This is a genomic window from Paenibacillus sp. FSL K6-1217 (genome assembly GCF_045040735.1).
Taxonomy (GTDB): domain Bacteria; phylum Bacillota; class Bacilli; order Paenibacillales; family Paenibacillaceae; genus Paenibacillus_AQ.
The window spans coordinates 5,091,950-5,110,276 of the sequence record NZ_CP150271.1; the positions used below are offsets into that span (position 1 = coordinate 5,091,950).

Consider the following 18,327-nt stretch of genomic DNA (forward strand, 5'->3'; position numbering starts at 1 on the left):
CTCTCCTGCTCCTTCTACTCTGTTGTCTTCGGACTGATAATATCCGCACTGATCGCATCCATATAATAGGCGCTGCCGTCCTCCAGCATGAACCGCCACATCGGCGAAGCTACCTGGCTCTCGGAGTTGAACAACTCGCCGTAATAGCCCAGCTCAATCTCCTTCACTGCAGCACCCGCAGGAAAATACTTCTCGATCAGACTGCTAAGCGCCTGCGATGCCGGGAGAACCTTCTGCAGATCCTCGCTCCGGCTTGCCCCGATCTCAATCTTCGGCCAGCGGTAGGCCACAATCTTCTGGTCACTGTTAATCAGCTCCAGCCGCACTCTGAACAGAGACCACTTGTTATCCACCAGCGGATGCAGGACGAACTTGCCGACCTCACTCTCCTGTGAATCGAACCGGTAATTGGCAATGTCGGGAATCTGGCTCTTCAGCAGATTGCTAAGCTCCGAGAACGAGGAGTACATCAGCTTGCTGTCGACCGGCTCCTTAAGCTTCACAGGCTGTTCATTCTGCTCTTCAGCCGAATAACGGTAGGTAATATCGGGCAGCTGTGGAGTGCCGGCCGGAATCGGGCACAGCAGCCGGATATTCTTCTCCTCCATCACCGCCTGAGTCTCTGCGGACAGGGAAGTGAAGTCAAGTCCCGCACTGACCTGATCGCGCACATCGATCCATAGCTGATAGCACAGCAGCAGATTCAGCACCAGAAAGGCATATATCAATACACTCTTGGCCCTTCCCCAGTCCATAACGTCCCTCCTCGAATCGGTATCCTGTCCGCTTGCTCATTTCTGCCCTAATCCAATGTAAGCTCACTGCCGTCACTGAGTGTAACCCGCCAGACCGGATGAAGCTGCAGCTTCTCCCCGGCCAGCGCAGGCATATAGGCAGGCGTAAGCTCAATGATCCGCAAGGAGCTGCCGATCTGCGCCAGCCGCTGCTTCAGCAGTTCGCCGCCGGGCAGCTCAACAATGGTCTTTTCAGATTTCTCCTCATTCGTGTACATCAGGGAGCGCTCATAGGAAGAGACCGTTCCCTGCTGGAGCTCCAGATGGATTACGCCATACTGAAGCTGAGGATTGCTCATAATCGGATAGGAGCCGGACGGATAAGCGCCATAATATTGTTGAAAAGAAACCTTGCGGTCCTGCCGGCTCTCCTCCGTAGCAGCCAGCCTGTAGGTTCCGTTCCAGCCGCCATGGTTATTGACAAACTCCACCGCCACCAGCGCATCCTTCGCCGGTGTGCTGTCCCCGTCTGGAAGTGCTGCAGGATCACTATAACTCATCCAGTTCTGCTCCTGGTCCACCTGCAGGCTGCGTTTGCTGTCAGTATAGATTTTGGAGCCGTCCTTCTCAGGAATATATCTTGTATTGCCTGCATCGAAGAACAGATTGCTCTGCATCTGCTCAATGGTATACATACCCGCAGGCATCACAACTTTAACCAGCGGAACATCTGCCTCAGGGACATAATACTCACCGTTCACGGCTGTATACAGAGTCAGATTCTTACCGAAGTCCACATGCTGCTGCACATCCTGGACCGTAAGATCAGCCTTAGCCGCCTCGTACACAATATCCCCGCGTGTGCTGAAGAAGATGACATGGGCTTTGGAGTCATTTTTGATATTGTAGATCCAGATCCGGTCAATGCTCTCCCCCTCGAACAGCGAATCCGACGAGATCTGCATAACCCGCTGCAGCAGCGTTACCGGAATGCCTGCCCCGAACGACAGCTCAATGCCCGGATTCTCACTGCGGATCTTGTCCCAGTCGAAATCCTGTACGGACCTCCGCTGGAAGCTCTCGAAGCTGCGGCCCTTCAGGCGGTTCATAATCAGGTTATAGAAAGTGGAGCTGGGGTAGAACAGCGTATGCTTGTCTCCGCCCATATGAATAATCATTTTATCGGGGTAGAGCAGGTTCTCCACCTTTTCCTTCGGCCCCATATTATCCGTCTTCACATATAAGGTCTTCGACAACACTGCCGAGTCGCTGCCGGGCAGCCTGTAGATCAGATAATAGCTCTCCACGAGACTTCCGAGTATAAGCAGGACCAGCATCCATGACTTGATTCTCTCCTTCACGCCTCACTCCCCCTTTGCTTCATCAAAGGCAGCGTGAACGTTACCAGCGAGCCCTCATTCAGCTCCGATTGCAGGGAAATAGAGCCGCCGTGGGCTTTGACAATTTCCCGGGCAATGGACAGGCCCAGACCTGTTCCGCCCATATTCCGCGAGCGCGCCTTATCGACCCGGTAGAAGCGTTCGAAGATGCGTTCAATATCCTTCTTCGGAATCCCAATCCCGGAGTCGCGGACAGACACGGCCAGCATGCCGTCCTCGTTCTTATGCGCCTCCAGCTGAATACTCCCGCCTTCCGGCGTATACTTGAGGGCATTGGAGACCAGATTACCCAGCACCTGGTCAATCTGGTCGCGGTCCAGCCACGCAGTGGCGACATCCTTGCGCACCCTCGTGCTGATATGAATCCGCTTCTGGCGGATCTGGAAGGAGAAGCGGTCCGCCACATCCTCCAGCATCTCGGAGATATCCGTCTGCTGAATCCGCAGGCTGGATTCCTTGGAATCCAGCCGCGACAGATGCAGCAGATCCGTAACCAGCCGGATCATGCGCTCCGTCTCATTGCGGATGACCCCGACGAACCGCACGGCAAGCTGCGGATCCTCCAGTGCACCGTCATCCAGCGCCTCCGCATAGCTCTTGATGGTCGTAAGCGGCGTCCGCAGCTCATGCGACACATTCGCCACGAACTCCCGGCGGGACTCCTCCAGATTCTCCTGCTCCGTAACATCCTGCAGCACCGCTATCGTCCCGGCGATCCGTCCGCCTTCACGGCGCTGGATCGGGGTGAAGGTCACCCGCACAATATTGGGGTCCTCTCCGCCCATGGGAGACAGATGAAGCATAGCCGACTGGGCAATGCCCTGGGTCACCGAGACGGACTGCTCGGGCTCCAGCCCCAGCAGTCCGCCGAGCGAGGCCCCGGCAGGAAGGGGCCCTTCCGCACCCAGCATCAAGGCGGCGCGTGTATTCATCAGAATCACCGCGCCGCTCTCGTCTGTTGCTACGACACCGTCACTCATATTGGCAAGAATGGAGGACAGCTTCTCCTTCTCCTCTTCGTTCTGCAGCAGCGCCTCGCGCAGCCGGTCTGTCATATAGTTGAAGGCCTGGCTCAGCTGGCCAATCTCATCATTGCCGAACACGGGAACCTTCCGGTTGAAGCGTCCTTCCGCCACAGCCGTAGCATGCTTGGTCATCTCCTTGATCGGATGCGTGATCGTATGCGCCAGAATGACCCCCAGCACGGCCGTGAGCGCCAGCGCCAGCAGCAGTCCTGAGAGGAATACACTATTAATCCGGCTCATAGTGGCATATAAGTCTTTCATATCGGCGGCGATATAGATGGCACCTACCACCTTATCGCCGGAGATGACCGGCTTCGCCACTACCTTCTTGCGCACATTATCATCAGCGATGATATATTCCTCATTATCGCTGATGCCCTGCAAGGCGCGGCTGACCACGGTCTGCGTGTTCCGCTGGCCGACATAGTCATTCTGGGAAGGGATCGAGGTGGTGATAATCTTGCCGCTCGCATCCAGCACCTGAATCTCTGCACCATTGATATACAGATTGTTCACCATGCCGCGCAGGCTCTCCACAGCCGATTCCTCATCGGCTGTGCCCGTCTCACTGCCGAACTTGTCGGCGGTGAGAATCGAGAGCATCTCGGCCCGGGCCTTCAGGTCCTTGGTGAAGTTATCGGTCAGCGAATTCTTCATCGAGCTGACGAAGTATACGCCGATCAGCTGCATCGCAATCAGAATCAGCAGCACGTAGATCACGATAAGCCTGGCCTGAATCGTCCGGAAAAAGGACAGTGCTTTCATTACAATCCTCCGTTTTTGGGGCTATGCATCAAATAACCGAGCCCGCGCCGGGTATGGATATACTCCGGCTTGCTGGGATTCTCCTCAATTTTTTCTCTGAGCCGGCGGATCGTCACATCCACCGTCCGCACATCGCCGAAATATTCGAAGCCCCACACCGCCTGCAGCAGATGCTCGCGGGTCATTACCTTGCCCGCATGGCGGATCATATAATAGAGCAGCTCATATTCACGATGCGTCAGATCCAGCGGCTCACTATCCTTGTAGACCATGTACATGTCGGTATCAATGAACAATCCGAAATGATAGACTCCCTGCTTGCTCTCCGCCGCCCCATTCGGCGCTTCCGAAGCGGATGGCTTATGCTGGCGCCGCATCTGGGCCTTAACCCTCGCCAGCAGCTCCCGTGTACTGAACGGCTTGGTTACATAATCATCCGCGCCAAGCTCAAGGCCCAGCACCTTATCAATCTCCCCGTCCTTGGCAGTAAGCATGATGATGGGAATATCCAGATGGGCAGCGCGCACCTCACGGCAGACATCCATGCCGTCCTTGCCGGGCAGCATGAGATCCAGCAGCATCAGATCGGGGCGTTTGGACAGAGCCAGCTCCACCGCACTGTTACCGTCGAAGGCGCAAATGACATCATAGCCCTCTTTTTCCAGATTGAATTTCAATATATCAGCAATAGGTTGTTCATCATCCACTACCAGAATCGTTCCCATTTGCATATGCTCAGCTTCACCTTTCTAACGATACTCGAAACCCTGATTCCTTCATTTTAACATACCTGGCTTGGCGTCACATCAAAACAGCCCCACAAAGTGAGGCTTTAGCTCCGAGATTGTTCAGATACTTTCCGTGGGATACAAAAACCGCCCGAAATCATCCGGACGGCAGAGAATAATAGAATGGAAGCCTATCTGTTATTCATTATTTCAGAAACTTCATCGGATTGATGGCAGTTCCGTTCTTGCGGATCTCGAAATGCAGGTGCGTCCCCGTTGAGCGCCCGGTGCTGCCCATAATTCCGATAGGGCTGCCCTGTCCCAGCTTCTGTCCCATGGAGACCGAGATGCTGCTTAAATGCCCGTAATACGTAACGTATCCGTTGTTATGGTCCACGATAACCACATTGCCGTATCCGTTCTGCACACCGGCGAAGCTTACCGTCCCCGCATCCGCAGCCTTGATCGTGCGGTTGCCCGATACCAGATCGACACCCTTGTGCGCGCGTCCCCAACGTTCGCCGTAGCTGCTGGATATCATCGCTCCGCTAACCGGCCACGCGAACATTCCGGTTCCTTCTCCGATAACCTTGGTACCGGAGTAGACAACTTCAGGCAGGGAAGCCTTCACTACGCTCTGACCCAGCCACTCTTCCTGGACCACCCGTCCGTTCTCTTTGGTCAACCTGTACTGCATCGTTTTGAGCCCGGTTTGTCCGGGGCGGACAACCTTACGCTTGCCTGCCGGCAGCTGGTCGCTCTTACGGATAATAACCTCAGGCTCTGTGACCACCTCTTCGGTTACCTCTTCTACGGTCACCACCGTAAGATCAGGCTGCGGCACCGTCAGCTGCAATTGATCCCCAATCTGCAGGCTAAGCTCCTTCACCTCAGGATTGTTACGGAAAATCTCCGCCTGTGTGATGTTGAACCGGGACGCAATAGCGGAGACAGTGTCGCCTTCCTGAACCGCATATAACAGCGGCGCCTCCCTGCCTTCGGTCAGTACCTTCACCGCTTCCTCCACACTGAGCACCTTATTGGGGTCTGCCTTCACCGGAACAATGTTAACTTCCTCCCGAATCTTGACCGACTCTATCTGATCACTGGCTGCTGGAGCTGCGGCTCCAGCCCTGGCCGCCGTCTTCTTCAGCTTCGCTCCCGGAGCTGCGGCCTTCTGCGGAGCGTAATGCGCCTTCACGGCCTGAAGCACCGCCGCCGCCGTCTCCTGATCCTTCACGATCCCGAGCGGTTCCCCGTCCACAGCCAGTTGTACGCCTACAGCATAAGCTTTGAGCATACCATCCAGCTTGTCCAGTGTTGCTTCGCTGTTGATCTCCGGCTTGTAGGCCTGCTGGGCCTCGGTAGTGATGCCGCCGGTCTGAAGTACCATCACAGAGTCAGGGTACTTGAGCTGATATTCCCGTCTCTTCTCCTCGAACAGCTTGTTCAGCTCTGCCTGCTGGTTCAGCGCTCCGACCTCTTCGCCGTTTACCAGCACTTTGTAGTAGGTGACTGTGTTCGCGGTGACCTGTCTCTTCTGTGCCCCCACCAGGAATGTGGCCAGAAGAACCAGGCCGGCTGAAGCGAGCAGCCATGAACGCCTGCGGCGGCGGGATTTCATCTCCCCCTGAAAGACGCGGGGTTCACCCGCCGCTGCTGCTTCCTTGCCCTGCCTGTCTGCTGCACCAGATCCTGCGGATGATTCTGCACGGTTCCACAGGTTCCCCATCCGGCGCATGAACTTCAATCCTTTCATGTAACTCTCCCTTTCAGCTGTGAAAATAAGAATTTATATGCTTTGTGCATTGATGTGCATGAGTATGAATATGGCTTAGGTGACAACGACGGAAAAGGTTACAAAATATTAACCCTTATTAGTCCTTTTTTACTGTACCATAGCCTGCAGAAAAATTTCAACTTTGCTCCCATAGCAAAACCCGCGAAAATCGCGGGTTTTTTCCCAAAATATGCGTTTTAAACAGCGATGCCGTGTCCAAAAAGTGACAATTTTTAGTTCTGATTTGTTCCGCCGCTATCTGGTGTAAGCATTTTCATCAGCGCCTTATATTCATCCTCATCCACGTACTTCTCAATGATTCCCTGTAGTTCCGTTACTTCGCTCTCTGTCAAGCCGCCCTCCAGGGCAGCAGAGATCTTGATCATTTCCTCCTGGGGAAGCTTGCTCATCAAAATATTGAAGATATTGGATTTCTCGCTCGCAGGGAGCTTCTCCTTCAATTCGTTCATAGCCTCCGGTGTCATCACCAGATTCTGGTCCAGTCCCTGTTCACTCTGTTCTTCTCCCGCGGAAGCTTGTCCCATCACCGGCAGCGCATTGTCCGGCACCGTCTCCTCCACCGGTTTCTCCTGATTATTGCCGCTCTTTCCGCCGCTGCTGTCCTTCTTCGCCCCGTCCACCTTACTCGCATCAGCTTCCTTGGTGGAGTTCTTCGTCTCGCTTGAGGCCGCTTTGGAATTCTCCTTGGAGGCAGTCCCGCTGCCCCCCATACCGGTCAGACTCTTCACGAAGCCGCCAATTCCCGGTCCCGGCCCATCCAGCTTGATGTCAAAGCTGGCCAGCACCGACTGGATATAGGTATTCACCACATATGCCGTCGTCAGCATGGACAGTCCGCTGGCCAGCACCACAATCAGGCAGATGCTAAGCGCACGCTTCATCATTTTCACCATCACCACTCCCCTACACCCTGCTCTATTCAACCTCTGAAGAATCAGTGCGCTATTGATCCCATTCTCACAGTATTGACTAGAACAACGCCCGGGAAACGTCCCCGAAGCATAGAAAAGCTGATTCCCTGCTGAAAATGCATCCGTACATACAAAAGCAGGAGCCTCACCGAGGCCCCTGCTCCTATACGTATCTATTCAGTTCTGCCGGGAGTCTAGATATAGATGGGCAGCACTTGGTTGGTCTGTTCGCGGTTGCGGCCCACGGAGAAGATTGAGATCGGAATCCCCGTCAGCTCCGATACACGTTCCACGTATTTGCGTGTGTTGGCCGGCAGATCCTCCAGCGTCTTCGCCGCAGTGATGTCCTCACTCCAGCCTGGAAGCTCCTCGTAGACCGCTTCACATTCAGCCAGCATTTTCAGGCTCGCCGGGTAATGGGTGATAATATCTCCACGGTACTTGTAGCCGGTGCAGATCTTCACCGTCTCAAGACCGCTCAGTACGTCCAGCGAGTTCAGCGACAGGCCGGTAATTCCGCTGACGCGGCGGGCATGACGCACCACCACACTGTCGAACCAGCCCACACGGCGGGCGCGTCCGGTTACTGTACCGTACTCATGTCCGGTCTCACGGATATAATCGCCGGTAGCATCGTTCAGCTCTGTAGGGAACGGGCCGTCACCCACACGGGTGGTATAAGACTTCGCCACACCGATAACCTGCTTGATCTTCGACGGTCCTACGCCCGAGCCGATGCAGACGCCGCCAGCCGAAGGATTCGATGAAGTAACGAACGGATAAGTTCCTTGGTCGATATCCAGCATAACGCCCTGAGCGCCTTCGAACAATACTCTGGACTCCGCATCAATCGCATCATTCAGCACCACCGAAGTATCGGTTACATAGCCGCGCAGCACTTCTGCATACTCCAGATATTTCGCTAGAATCTCTTCCACATCCAGCGCCTCTGCCCCGTATACCTGAGTAATGACCTGGTTCTTCTCTTCCATCAGCGGACGAAGTCTCAGCTCGAATTCCTCAGCGTCCATCAGATCGGCAATCCGGATGCCGTTACGGGCAGCCTTATCCATATAGCACGGGCCGATTCCCTTGCGTGTTGTACCGATTTTGTTCGGTCCTTTGCGGTCTTCCTCAAGCGCATCCAGCAGCATATGATAAGGCATAATGACATGGGCGCGATCGCTGATGACCAGATTCTTCGTATCAAAGCCATTCTCATGAATATAATTAATTTCTTGGATCAGCGCTTCCGGGTTAATGACCATTCCGTTGCCGATAACACAAGTCTTCTCTTTATAAAATACACCCGATGGAATCAAGCTCAGCTTGAACTTCTTTCCGTCAATCAGAATCGTGTGACCGGCATTGTTACCCCCTTGATACCGGGCGACCACATCTGCACTTTCCGCCAGAAAATCCGTGATCTTCCCTTTGCCTTCGTCTCCCCATTGTGTTCCCACGACGACTACCGTTGACATGTTCATTCCTCCGTAGGTGCTAGCAAGCACCATTATTTTTCCAATTATAATAATAGGAGCCCTGTACGCGCTTCATCTTGTACGCAGCCCTCCGGACACCAGGCGGCAGGCCGCCAAAGCACAATAATCAGTGTAACAGCGGCACTTTTTAAAGTCAAATAAAAACGAACGATCACAGATTAATATATGCGATCGTTCGTGTATTGTGTGAATTCCGCTTAGCCTGCGAACGGTTCTGCGTGGGCGCGCTCGTAGTTAACGAACTTGTTAAAGTTCTTGAGGAACACAAGCTCCACTGTCCCTACCGGACCGTTACGCTGCTTGGCGATAATAATTTCGATAATATTCTTCTTCTCGGTATCCTGATTGTAATAATCATCACGATACAGGAACGCGACGATATCAGCATCCTGCTCAATCGAGCCTGATTCACGAAGGTCACTCATCATCGGCCGTTTGTCCTGGCGCTGCTCCACACCGCGGCTGAGCTGGGACAGGGCAATGACGGGAACATCAAGCTCACGGGCGATCTGCTTCAGGGTACGGGAGATTTCCGATACCTCCTGCTGGCGGTTCTCTCCGGCCTTGCCCCGGCCCTGGATCAGCTGCAGGTAGTCGATGACTATCATTCCGAGTCCCTTTTCCTTCTTCAGCCGGCGGCATTTCGCCCGGATATCGGTCACCGTAATGCCCGGAGTGTCGTCAATATAGATTTCGGACTCGGATAGCGACTGGATGCCCATCGTGAGCTTAGACCAGTCATCATCGCTCTTGAAATCACCGGTACGCATAATATTGGCATCCAGGTTGGCCTCTGCACAGATCATACGCTGAACCAGCTGGGGTGCCGACATTTCCAGACTGAAGATGGCTACCGTCTCCTTCGCCCGGACCGCCACATTCTGCGCGATATTCAGGGCGAAGGCCGTCTTCCCGACGGAAGGACGGGCCGCCACAATAATTAAGTCATTGCGCTGGAAACCGTTCGTCATATGGTCCAGATCAACGAAGCCGGTCGGAATTCCCGAGGTTCCGCCCTTATTCTGATGGAGCAGCTCCACCCGGTCGAACACCTGCATCAGCACATCGCGGATGGCAATGAACCCGCTGCCGCTGCGGCGGTTCGAGATCTCCAGGATCCGCCGCTCGGCGTCACTCAGCATAATGCCCACATCTTCGCCGCCGGTATAACCTTCGCTGACAATCTGCGTGGCTGTTCGGATCAGCCGCCGCAGCATCGCCTTCTCTTCAATAATCTGGGCATAGTAATCGACGTTGGCCGCAGTCGGCACCGCATGTGCCAGCTTCGCCAGATAGCTGACCCCGCCGATATCCTCAAGCTCCCCTTTATCCTGGAGCCGGGAAGTCAATGTAATCAGATCAATCGGCTGGCTCTCTTCTCCGAGCTGCACCATCGCCTCAAATATCATCTGATGCGGTTTGTCGTAGAAGTCTTCGGTATTCACCCGCTCCATCGCGGTAATCAGCGCCTCATCCGACAGTAGAACTGCACCCAGTACGGCCTGTTCTGCCTCCAGATTCTGCGGGGGAACCCGATCGAAAAAGAGATCTCCACCCATCCTACTCCTCCGTTACCTGAACCGTGAGGTTAGCCTTTACATCAGTATGCAGCTTTACCGTTACCTGGAACGTGCCAACATGGCGGATCGAATCGCTCAGCTCTATTTTGCGCTTGTCGATTACGATTCCTTGGGTAGCTGCCAGGGTCTCTCCGATCTGCTTGCTGGTGATGGCGCCGAACAGACGGCCGCCTTCACCCGCTTTGGCCTTCAGGGTCAGGGTCAGCTCATCCAGCTTCTTGCCCAGCTGTACCGCTTCCTCCTTCTCCTGGTCCTTGCGGCGCTGTTCGGCTGCCGCCTGGTTCTCCAGCGTCTTCACATTGCCGTCTGTAGCCGGACGAACCAGCCCGCGCGGAAGCAGGAAATTGGCTGCATAGCCTTCCGATACCTCTTTAACCTGCCCCTTCTTACCTTGCCCCTTAACATCCTTCAAGAATATGACCTTCATTCAAATAACCCCTCTTTCGCTTCAATTTCGGCCAGCACTGCAAGCAGTCTGGCTTCCGCTTCCTTCGTTGTTCCGTCAAGCTGTACAGCCGCGTTGGACAGATGTCCGCCGCCGCCCAGCTTCTCCATGACCACCTGCACATTCATCCGGCCCAGAGAACGGGCGCTGATGCCGATCAGGCCGTCCGGACGCTCGCTGATGACGAAGGACGCCACCACATTCGTCATCCCCAGCAGTGTATCCGCCGTCTGGGCGATCAGCAGCTGGGGGATCTTCATCCCGGGCTGTGTGACCACCAGCGCGATCTGGTCATACACCATACGCGCATGCTTGATGATCTCCGCCTTCGAGATGTACTCCTGCAGATCCTCCTTCAGCATACGCTGGATGAGAATCGTATCCGCCCCGACCCGGCGCAGGAACCCGGCGGCCTCGAAGGTCCGCGACCCTGTGTGCAGCGCGAAATGCTTCGTATCGACCGTGATCCCGGCCAGCAGCATCGTGGCCTCCAGCGGACTGAGCTTAATCTTGTCATGAATATATTGCAGCAGCTCCGTCACCAGCTCACAGGTCGAGGATGCATACGGCTCCAGATACACGAGTACTGCGTCATTGATGAATTCCTCACCCCGTCGGTGATGGTCAACCACTACAATCCGGCTGGCAGACTGCACCAGTCTCGGTTCCATCGTCATGGAGGCCTTATGCGTATCCACTACAATCAGCAGCGTATGCTCCGTCATCATCTGGAGCGCCTGCTCTGTGGTGACGAAGCTCTTGTAGAGCGCCTCATCCTTGCGGATCTCCTCCATCATCCGGGTGATCGAAGGATTCGGCGTCTCCATCACAATGCTGGCTTCCACATTGTACATCTGTGCCGCCTTGAGCAGCCCGATCGCCGCCCCTACCGCATCGATATCCGGTATCCGGTGCCCCATAATCAGCACCCGGTCGCTCTCCTGCATCAGATCCCGCAGAGCATGGGCAATTACGCGCGCCCGGACGCGGGTGCGTTTCTCTGCGGCATTGCTCTTGCCGCCGTAGAAGGAGAGACGCTGGCCCGCCTTCACAGCGGCCTGGTCCCCGCCTCTGCCAAGCGCCATGTCCAGACTCGACTGGGCAAGCGCTCCCAGCTCACTGGCCGATTCAGAGCCGTAGGCCAGGCCTATGCTCAACGTCATCGGCACCTTGAGATCGGCCGTCATCTCGCGGACCTCATCCAGCACCACGAACCTGCTCTCCTCCAGGGCTTGAAGGCTGCGGTGATTCAGCAGCATGAGGTACCGCTCGGAAGACAACCTGCGCAGATAGACCTCGAACTGCTTGCTCCACTCGGTAATCTCACTGGCTACCTTGGCAATCAGCGAAGTGCGCTGCTGATCATCCATACCCTGGGCGGCTTCATCCAGATTATCCATCATGACAATTCCGATGGCCAGCTTCTCTTCCTCATACCGCTCACGCAGCACAACAAGCTCGGTAATATCGAATAGATACAGCAGGCGTTCGCTTGGAATCACCACGACCTCATAATAACGGTCATCGACCGTAAGCTCATGGCGGTGCTCCTTCAATACCCCTTCCTTAACCGGTTCCCGCTTGGACGGCTGATTCTGCAGCGATGCTATCACCTCCGGCATCAGCTCCTGCATATCCTCACCCACAAGAGACTTGCGGGAGAAGATCTGGCCGGCGTTGCGGTTATGCCATTCCACCGCACGGTCTTCACTGTAGAGGATGATTCCGAGCGGAAGCATGCTTACAGCCTCCCCTTCCACCCGCTTGATGCGGAAGGACAGGCCGTTGATATAATCTACAAGGTTGCGGCGGAACGACAGCTCGGCCTGCAGCATGGTGAAACACAATGTGCCGGCCAGGAAGAGACTGGCAACACCGAGGACCCAGTTATAGATACTGACTACTATAATCAGGACCAGCAGCAGTAAGAACGCCCACACGGTATGATAGCCGTGCCAGCGTCTTTGCAGAAATTTTGGCATGAGCCCTCACCCTATCGTTTCGATTTCTTCACAAGCTCCCGCAGCGGAAACGCCAGATCCACCACACCAATAATCCAGAATCCCGGCAGAGCAATCACAGGGATCGCCAGCAGAAGGGCGATGATCTTGCTCCACTTCCGTTCATACACCAGGAAGAAGAGGAAGCCGATGGTCTGGATCTTGAACGCAATCTGCAGCAGCGGCAGCAGATTGGCCGAGACCATCAGCATGAAGCCGCTGTCTCCACCGCCGAACAGCAGGCTGAGCACCACGCCAAGCAGATAATACCAGATGAACGATCTGGCCAGTCTCCATTCCCGCGCCGGCCTCATCTTGGGTACCGCATATCCCATACTGTTCAGAATAGGACGGACAATGGAATGGGTAATGACAGCAATCACGAAGGCACTGAGGATCAGCGTCATCGGAATCGCCTGGATCGTCAGCCAGCTCATCTGGCCAATCTGATCGGAGGAGATGGCGATCTCGGACAGCAACGGATTACTGGCCCCCATACTTGCCAGCCAGTCCGTATAGGTCTGCAAGACATCATAGACATAGTCGTATAAGTTGAACTTAAGGAACGCCGTACTGATCAGCAGGATCAGCAGGAATTCAGCCAGTATTGCGATCAAGCCGGCAACCAGTGTAGAGACCGCTGAAGCACGCTTCTTGTACCATCGTCCCATCACAAGCGCAGGAATCAGGAAATAAGCCGCAATCAGAATATACATCGGGGTAATCAGGCCCACAATCAGCAGGACCGGTAACAGATGCAGAATGAACTGCTTGGTGTTAAGGGTGGTGAATAGCACAATGGCCGGAATAATCATAAAGAATGTTGTAATTAGTAGCAACGGGGTTGACAGGGATAACAGCAGCAACAGATAAGCTATGCTCCAAGCCACAGATGTCCAGCGAAATTTCAACAGTATTCACCTCTTACGCATATGTTCTTCTAATGCAGATATATCCTGGTACCATTCTTCGAGCTGATGGCCCTCCTGCCTGTGCTTTCTCAGCTTCTCCAGCAGTAAATCATCCAGCTCGCGATAAGGGATGCCGAGTCTGCGCCCCAGTATGTAAGAGCTCATAATCAGGCTGGCCAGGCTGTCGCCGACACGCGCGGTACTGCCTTCCCACAGCGCTTTGAATAACCTTGACACTTGATCAATTACTTCCGTCTTTAACCACTCGATTACCTTGGCGCGTTTGGCCACATCCAGATCCTTCGGCACATTGGGCACTGTCCTCTACCTCCGGCAAAAAGCATTATTCTCCATTATAGCATAAAAATTTCCGAGCCACACGGACGCCTGCCGCCCCCGAATATAGCCCCATGCAGTGAGGCTTTAGCCCGGTTTATTACTCCATTCCCGTCTTTCAAAAAAGGCCCGCATTCCGTTTCGCCGGAAATACAGGCCTTGGTTCCTTATAACGATTCGAGCGATTGCCGTGAGACAAATTTCTCGCAATATTCAATAATCTGGCTCCGGCGTACAATCCCGATGAACCGCTTCATGTCGTCGACCACCGGTACAAAGTTCTGCACCTTGGCCAAATTAATCAGATCCTCCATATCCGCATCAATCGAGACCGCCAGATTGTTCATCCGCAGCGGGACATCCTTCAGCAGAAATTTGGAAGCATTCTCAAAAGTAACCGCGCCGCCCGACTCCTTCATATACCAGAGCAAATCACCTTCTGTAACCGTTCCGGCATACTCCCCGTTCCGGTTCAGAATCGGCACTGCCGTATAGCGGTGAAACTCCATCCGTTCCAGGGTCTGGCGCAGCGTCGAATCCATCGTAACGCAGGCAACCTCCTGCTTCGGAAGTAAAAAAAACGCAATGTTCATCTCTTGATCCTCCTCAAAGAATTCCGAAGGAATGCTACTCTACCTTCCTTGCATTAAAGCCCACCGTAGTTTATACGCCTGCCCGCAGCAATTAGTTCCATTCCATTATAGCATGAAGACAGTAAACAGCAGCCATTAACCTCACAGGAATGGCTGCTGTTTTTTTATGGCGGACAAGAACCGCCGGGTTCATCTTTACTGAACTGCGGGTGTAGCCGAAGGCTCCAGCGCATTCACGGCTTTGCCTGGTTCAATGAGCTGATCAACCGGTGTACTGGCATTCATCCAGTTGTCAATCAGGGCTCTGGCCTTATCCAGATCTTCCTCGTTCACAATGTCGTAGTAGACCCCGCCGATGCGTTTGCCTTCCCCCATCACCGTGAAGCTGGAGATGTCCATATCCTTGCCGCCCATGAACTTCTTGGCCAGACTGATGATCATCGAGGGCTGAATATCCGTTTTGAAGTTCTCGCCCATAATGTCCAGCAGTTCAGGGATATTGCCGATTTGGCTGATCGATAACATTTTATTCGCCACGACATCAATAAAGACCTGTTGGCGTTTGGTCCGGTTGAAGTCGCTGTCCTCACGGTAACGCGTATAGTTGAGCGCCTCTTGCCCGTTGTAGTTCGACTTGTTGGCCTTGATCGTGAATTTCTCATGATCTGCGCCCTTGTTAACGATATCCTTCTTGATCGGAAGCGGAACCCCACCGATGGCATCCACGGCATCCTTCAGCCCCTGGAAGTTAATCGTGGCGTAATACTGAATATCATGGCCGAGCAGCGCTTCCAGCGTATCCTTGGACATTTGCTGGCCGCCGAATGCATAAGCATGCGTAATCTTATCCTTCTTGTTACCGTTATGTCCGATGATTTCCGTGTAGGTATCCCGGGGAATGGAGATCAGCAGAATCTTGTAATCCTCCGGCCGGATCACCGCAAACATCATGGTATCTGAGCGTGCGACTTCATTGCGCCGCTGGTCTGTACCCAGAAGCATCAGAGAGAACGGGTCGCTTTTGTATACCACAGGCTCGGCTTTTACTGTAGTGGTAGTAGTCTGGTTCTTATCCTGGTCCAGGGGCTGATAGGATTCATTTGCCAGCTTGGTCTCAACCTGATCGGACAAAAAGAGGTCAAAGGCCAGCACAGCCAGCGGCTTCTGAAACAGAAACGCTCCGGCGGCAATCACCAGTACCAGAATGAGTGCAATGTATCTTTTCTTTATTTTTTTAATCTTTTTCATCATTTTTGATTCCTTCTTTATGTTGGAATGTATATATTAGGGCTTTAATCTATTTACAATGGCCGCCTGGGCTTCCAGGACAGTCATGGGTGGGCTGTTCTTGCTGCTGTACGCCGCCCTGCTTCAGATGGTATTATTCCCCCTTTCCGGGATTCGGGTCGTTCTAATTGTAGAATAAACCTGGAAAACGGCTTTGACACATAAACAATATTTCTATTGTAATCACTTCACAACTAAAAAGAAACAACAAATAACGACAACATCGGCATCCAGGCCGCTTATCTTCCATAATGTATATGACGCAGCAAACGCCGTTTTGATTTTTTTTGAGGCAAAAAAGTAAAAAAAGACAGTCTGTTCAGCCGCCTAGCGCAGCAGATCAGACCATCCTCCCAAGCCTATTCCGTATCCTTAATCCACCAGCTCTGCGGATCGAGGATATTGCTTAAGGCATTCGTTGTTACCCCCTGCAGGCGCTTATTCACGGCAGTAATATTCGAGCGTTCTGCAAAAAAGATCATCGGAACCTCATCATTAATCAGCTTCTGCCATTCATAATAGATCTCTTTGCGGAAATCCTTATCGTAGGCCTTCAGGCTGACCCCGTCCCGGATCAGGTCCTCACTGCGCTTCGAGGTCCACCGGGGATAATTCCACGAATCGGTAGCCCGCCATAAGCCCGTAGGATCAGGGTCGCTGGCCAGTCCCCATACTCCGTTGAACAGCTCCACCGACGGATCATCGGATTCCACCGCTTCATAGAAGGTATTCAGCTCCTTCAGGCTTCCGCCGCTGAGCCGTACATCCAGCCCGACATCACGCCAATTCTGGAGAATGGCCTCTGTCCGCGCCTCAGCCGTTTTGCTGCCGCTCATCGCATCATAATGAATCACAAACTTCTTGCCGCTGGGATCTTCGCGGAGTTCATCCCCGTCAACATCCAGATATCCGGCCTCATCCAGGAGCTGTTCCGCCTTTTCCGGAAGATAGGGATAAGTGTCAATCTCCTCGTCCGCTATCTTGGCCCAGCTGGAGCTGGGAACCGGCGTCTCGATAAGCGTCCCCAGGCCATAGGAATACTTATCAATGATTCCTTGCCGGTCAAGTGCATAATACATGGCCTTACGCAGCCTTTTATCCCGGAACTTAGGATTATCCATCACCACTTGGCCGGCCGCCTCATCCCAGTGCCCGAACTTAAAGCCGATATATTCGAACGACAGTCCCGGTGTTACCATAATCTCCACATTATCCAATTGGCCTGCGGCCTCATAGGCATCACGCGGCAAAGTCATCATATCGACCGTCCCTGCTTCAAGCAGAGCAGTGATGTCCTGGCTGTCGATTGCCTTGTACGTGATCCCGTCCAGAAGTGCCCCGCCCTTGTAATAATGATCGAAGCGTTTCATTTCCACTGTCTGGCCCGGCACAATGCCGGTTACCATGAACGGACCGGTGCCGATCGGCCGCTTGCGCACCTGATCGCTGTCCATCATGTCCTTGACGGCTACGCCCTCGAAGTACCGCTTGTTCATCGGGTAGGCCCACAGATTGTCAATCACATTCACCCGCGCCGAATTCATTGTAATGCGCAGCGTATACGGGTCCATCACCTTAAGCCCCGTAATTTCCTTCGCCTGGCCCTGGTGATACGCTTCTGCTCCCTTGATCATCTCCACGCTATAGTATCTGGAGCCCGTGTACTCCGGGCTGGCGATCGTCTCCAGAGCAAATTTCCAATCCTCGACCGTCAGCTCATCCCCGTTATGCCAGCGGACTCCGGGCTTAATGGTGAACGTGAACACCGTATGATCCTCAGACTCCTGCCAGCTCGCGATGTTCGGAGCGGTGGACAAATCATCTTTCACAGTGAACATGGCCTCGGTGGTGAACTCCAGCACATTGGCATCATCTTCCCCTTCGAAGAAGGCCGGTTCAAAAATACCTTGAAAAGCGGACGGGTACCCGAAGGTCACAGTCCCGCCTGTAATGGGTTCATCGGCTGTTTGGCTAAAGTGCGCCACCACATTCTTGACGGCCGGGCTTGGCCCGTTGCATGCCGACAATGCCACCAAGAGAGCAAGTGGTAGCATCAGTCTGCCGATGAGTCGATTTGACATATATTTCTTCCCTCCCGGGTGGGTTCACACAGTAATGTAAGCGGTTTCTACACTAGATTTTACTGTAATGCCTATTATGCAGATTATGGACAAATAATTATTCCACATTATAGAGGATATACAATATTCACTGTAAAGTGAAGTCTTTAATTTATTTCAGTTCAGCCAAAACCCGGTCAGATGTTGAAAAAAGCCTGCCCTGACGGGCAGACTCCGGGTACAGCCTCA

The 18,327-nt window shown here is 53.7% G+C and carries 15 protein-coding genes; all 15 read right to left on the reverse strand.

Annotation, left to right across the window (positions count from 1 at the left end):
• Window positions 1-14 precede the first annotated feature (14 nt).
• Window positions 15-755 (reverse strand): two-component system regulatory protein YycI, encoded by a 741-nt coding sequence (gene yycI, locus MHH28_RS22470; RefSeq protein WP_405105716.1) that lies wholly within the window; start codon window positions 753-755, stop codon window positions 15-17.
• Between the two features lie 47 nt (window positions 756-802).
• On the reverse strand, window positions 803-2,095 hold the full coding sequence (locus MHH28_RS22475; protein WP_405105718.1) for a YycH family regulatory protein: 1,293 nt from the start codon (window positions 2,093-2,095) through the stop codon (window positions 803-805).
• Window positions 2,092-3,924, reverse strand: a complete 1,833-nt coding sequence (gene walK, locus MHH28_RS22480; RefSeq protein ID WP_405105720.1) for a cell wall metabolism sensor histidine kinase WalK — start codon at window positions 3,922-3,924, stop codon at window positions 2,092-2,094. Before walK ends, MHH28_RS22475 begins: the two co-directional genes overlap by 4 nt.
• Window positions 3,924-4,655, reverse strand: a complete 732-nt coding sequence (yycF, locus tag MHH28_RS22485) for a response regulator YycF (protein WP_405105722.1) — start codon at window positions 4,653-4,655, stop codon at window positions 3,924-3,926. The genes walK and yycF overlap by 1 nt, the downstream gene beginning before the upstream one ends.
• 202 nt (window positions 4,656-4,857) lie before the next feature.
• Window positions 4,858-6,411 (reverse strand): peptidoglycan DD-metalloendopeptidase family protein, encoded by a 1,554-nt coding sequence (locus MHH28_RS22490; RefSeq protein ID WP_405105724.1) that lies wholly within the window; start codon window positions 6,409-6,411, stop codon window positions 4,858-4,860.
• Window positions 6,412-6,665: 254 nt separating this feature from the next.
• Window positions 6,666-7,346 carry a hypothetical protein gene (locus tag MHH28_RS22495; RefSeq protein ID WP_405117211.1) on the reverse strand — a complete coding sequence of 227 codons (681 nt, stop codon included), beginning with the start codon at window positions 7,344-7,346 and terminating at the stop codon, window positions 6,666-6,668.
• 212 nt (window positions 7,347-7,558) lie between these two features.
• Window positions 7,559-8,845 (reverse strand): adenylosuccinate synthase, encoded by a 1,287-nt coding sequence (locus MHH28_RS22500; RefSeq protein ID WP_405105726.1) that lies wholly within the window; start codon window positions 8,843-8,845, stop codon window positions 7,559-7,561.
• A 218-nt stretch (window positions 8,846-9,063) separates the two neighbouring features.
• Window positions 9,064-10,425 (reverse strand): replicative DNA helicase, encoded by a 1,362-nt coding sequence (gene dnaB / locus MHH28_RS22505; protein ID WP_036699821.1) that lies wholly within the window; start codon window positions 10,423-10,425, stop codon window positions 9,064-9,066.
• A 1-nt stretch (window position 10,426) separates the two neighbouring features.
• A complete protein-coding gene (gene rplI / locus MHH28_RS22510) occupies window positions 10,427-10,873 on the reverse strand; it encodes a 50S ribosomal protein L9 (RefSeq protein ID WP_405105729.1) in 447 nt (148 codons plus the stop codon).
• The gene (locus tag MHH28_RS22515) at window positions 10,870-12,873 is read right to left on the reverse strand and encodes a DHH family phosphoesterase (protein WP_405105731.1); all 2,004 of its coding nucleotides are present in this window, start codon (window positions 12,871-12,873) and stop codon (window positions 10,870-10,872) included. Before MHH28_RS22515 ends, rplI begins: the two co-directional genes overlap by 4 nt.
• An 11-nt stretch (window positions 12,874-12,884) precedes the next feature.
• Entirely contained in the window at window positions 12,885-13,781 is an 897-nt protein-coding gene (locus MHH28_RS22520) for a DUF2232 domain-containing protein (RefSeq protein WP_405105733.1), read from the reverse strand.
• 27 nt (window positions 13,782-13,808) lie between these two features.
• Window positions 13,809-14,111, reverse strand: a complete 303-nt coding sequence (locus tag MHH28_RS22525) for a MazG-like family protein (RefSeq protein WP_206105356.1) — start codon at window positions 14,109-14,111, stop codon at window positions 13,809-13,811.
• A 194-nt stretch (window positions 14,112-14,305) separates the two neighbouring features.
• The gene (locus MHH28_RS22530; RefSeq protein ID WP_036728036.1) at window positions 14,306-14,731 is read right to left on the reverse strand and encodes a CBS domain-containing protein; all 426 of its coding nucleotides are present in this window, start codon (window positions 14,729-14,731) and stop codon (window positions 14,306-14,308) included.
• A gap of 195 nt (window positions 14,732-14,926) precedes the next feature.
• On the reverse strand, window positions 14,927-15,982 hold the full coding sequence (locus tag MHH28_RS22535) for an LCP family protein (protein WP_405105735.1): 1,056 nt from the start codon (window positions 15,980-15,982) through the stop codon (window positions 14,927-14,929).
• A 395-nt stretch (window positions 15,983-16,377) separates the two neighbouring features.
• Window positions 16,378-18,099: an oligopeptide ABC transporter substrate-binding protein gene (gene opp4A / locus MHH28_RS22540; protein ID WP_405105737.1), complete on the reverse strand. Its 1,722-nt coding sequence runs from the start codon at window positions 18,097-18,099 to the stop codon at window positions 16,378-16,380.
• Between the last annotated feature and the right edge of the window lie 228 nt (window positions 18,100-18,327).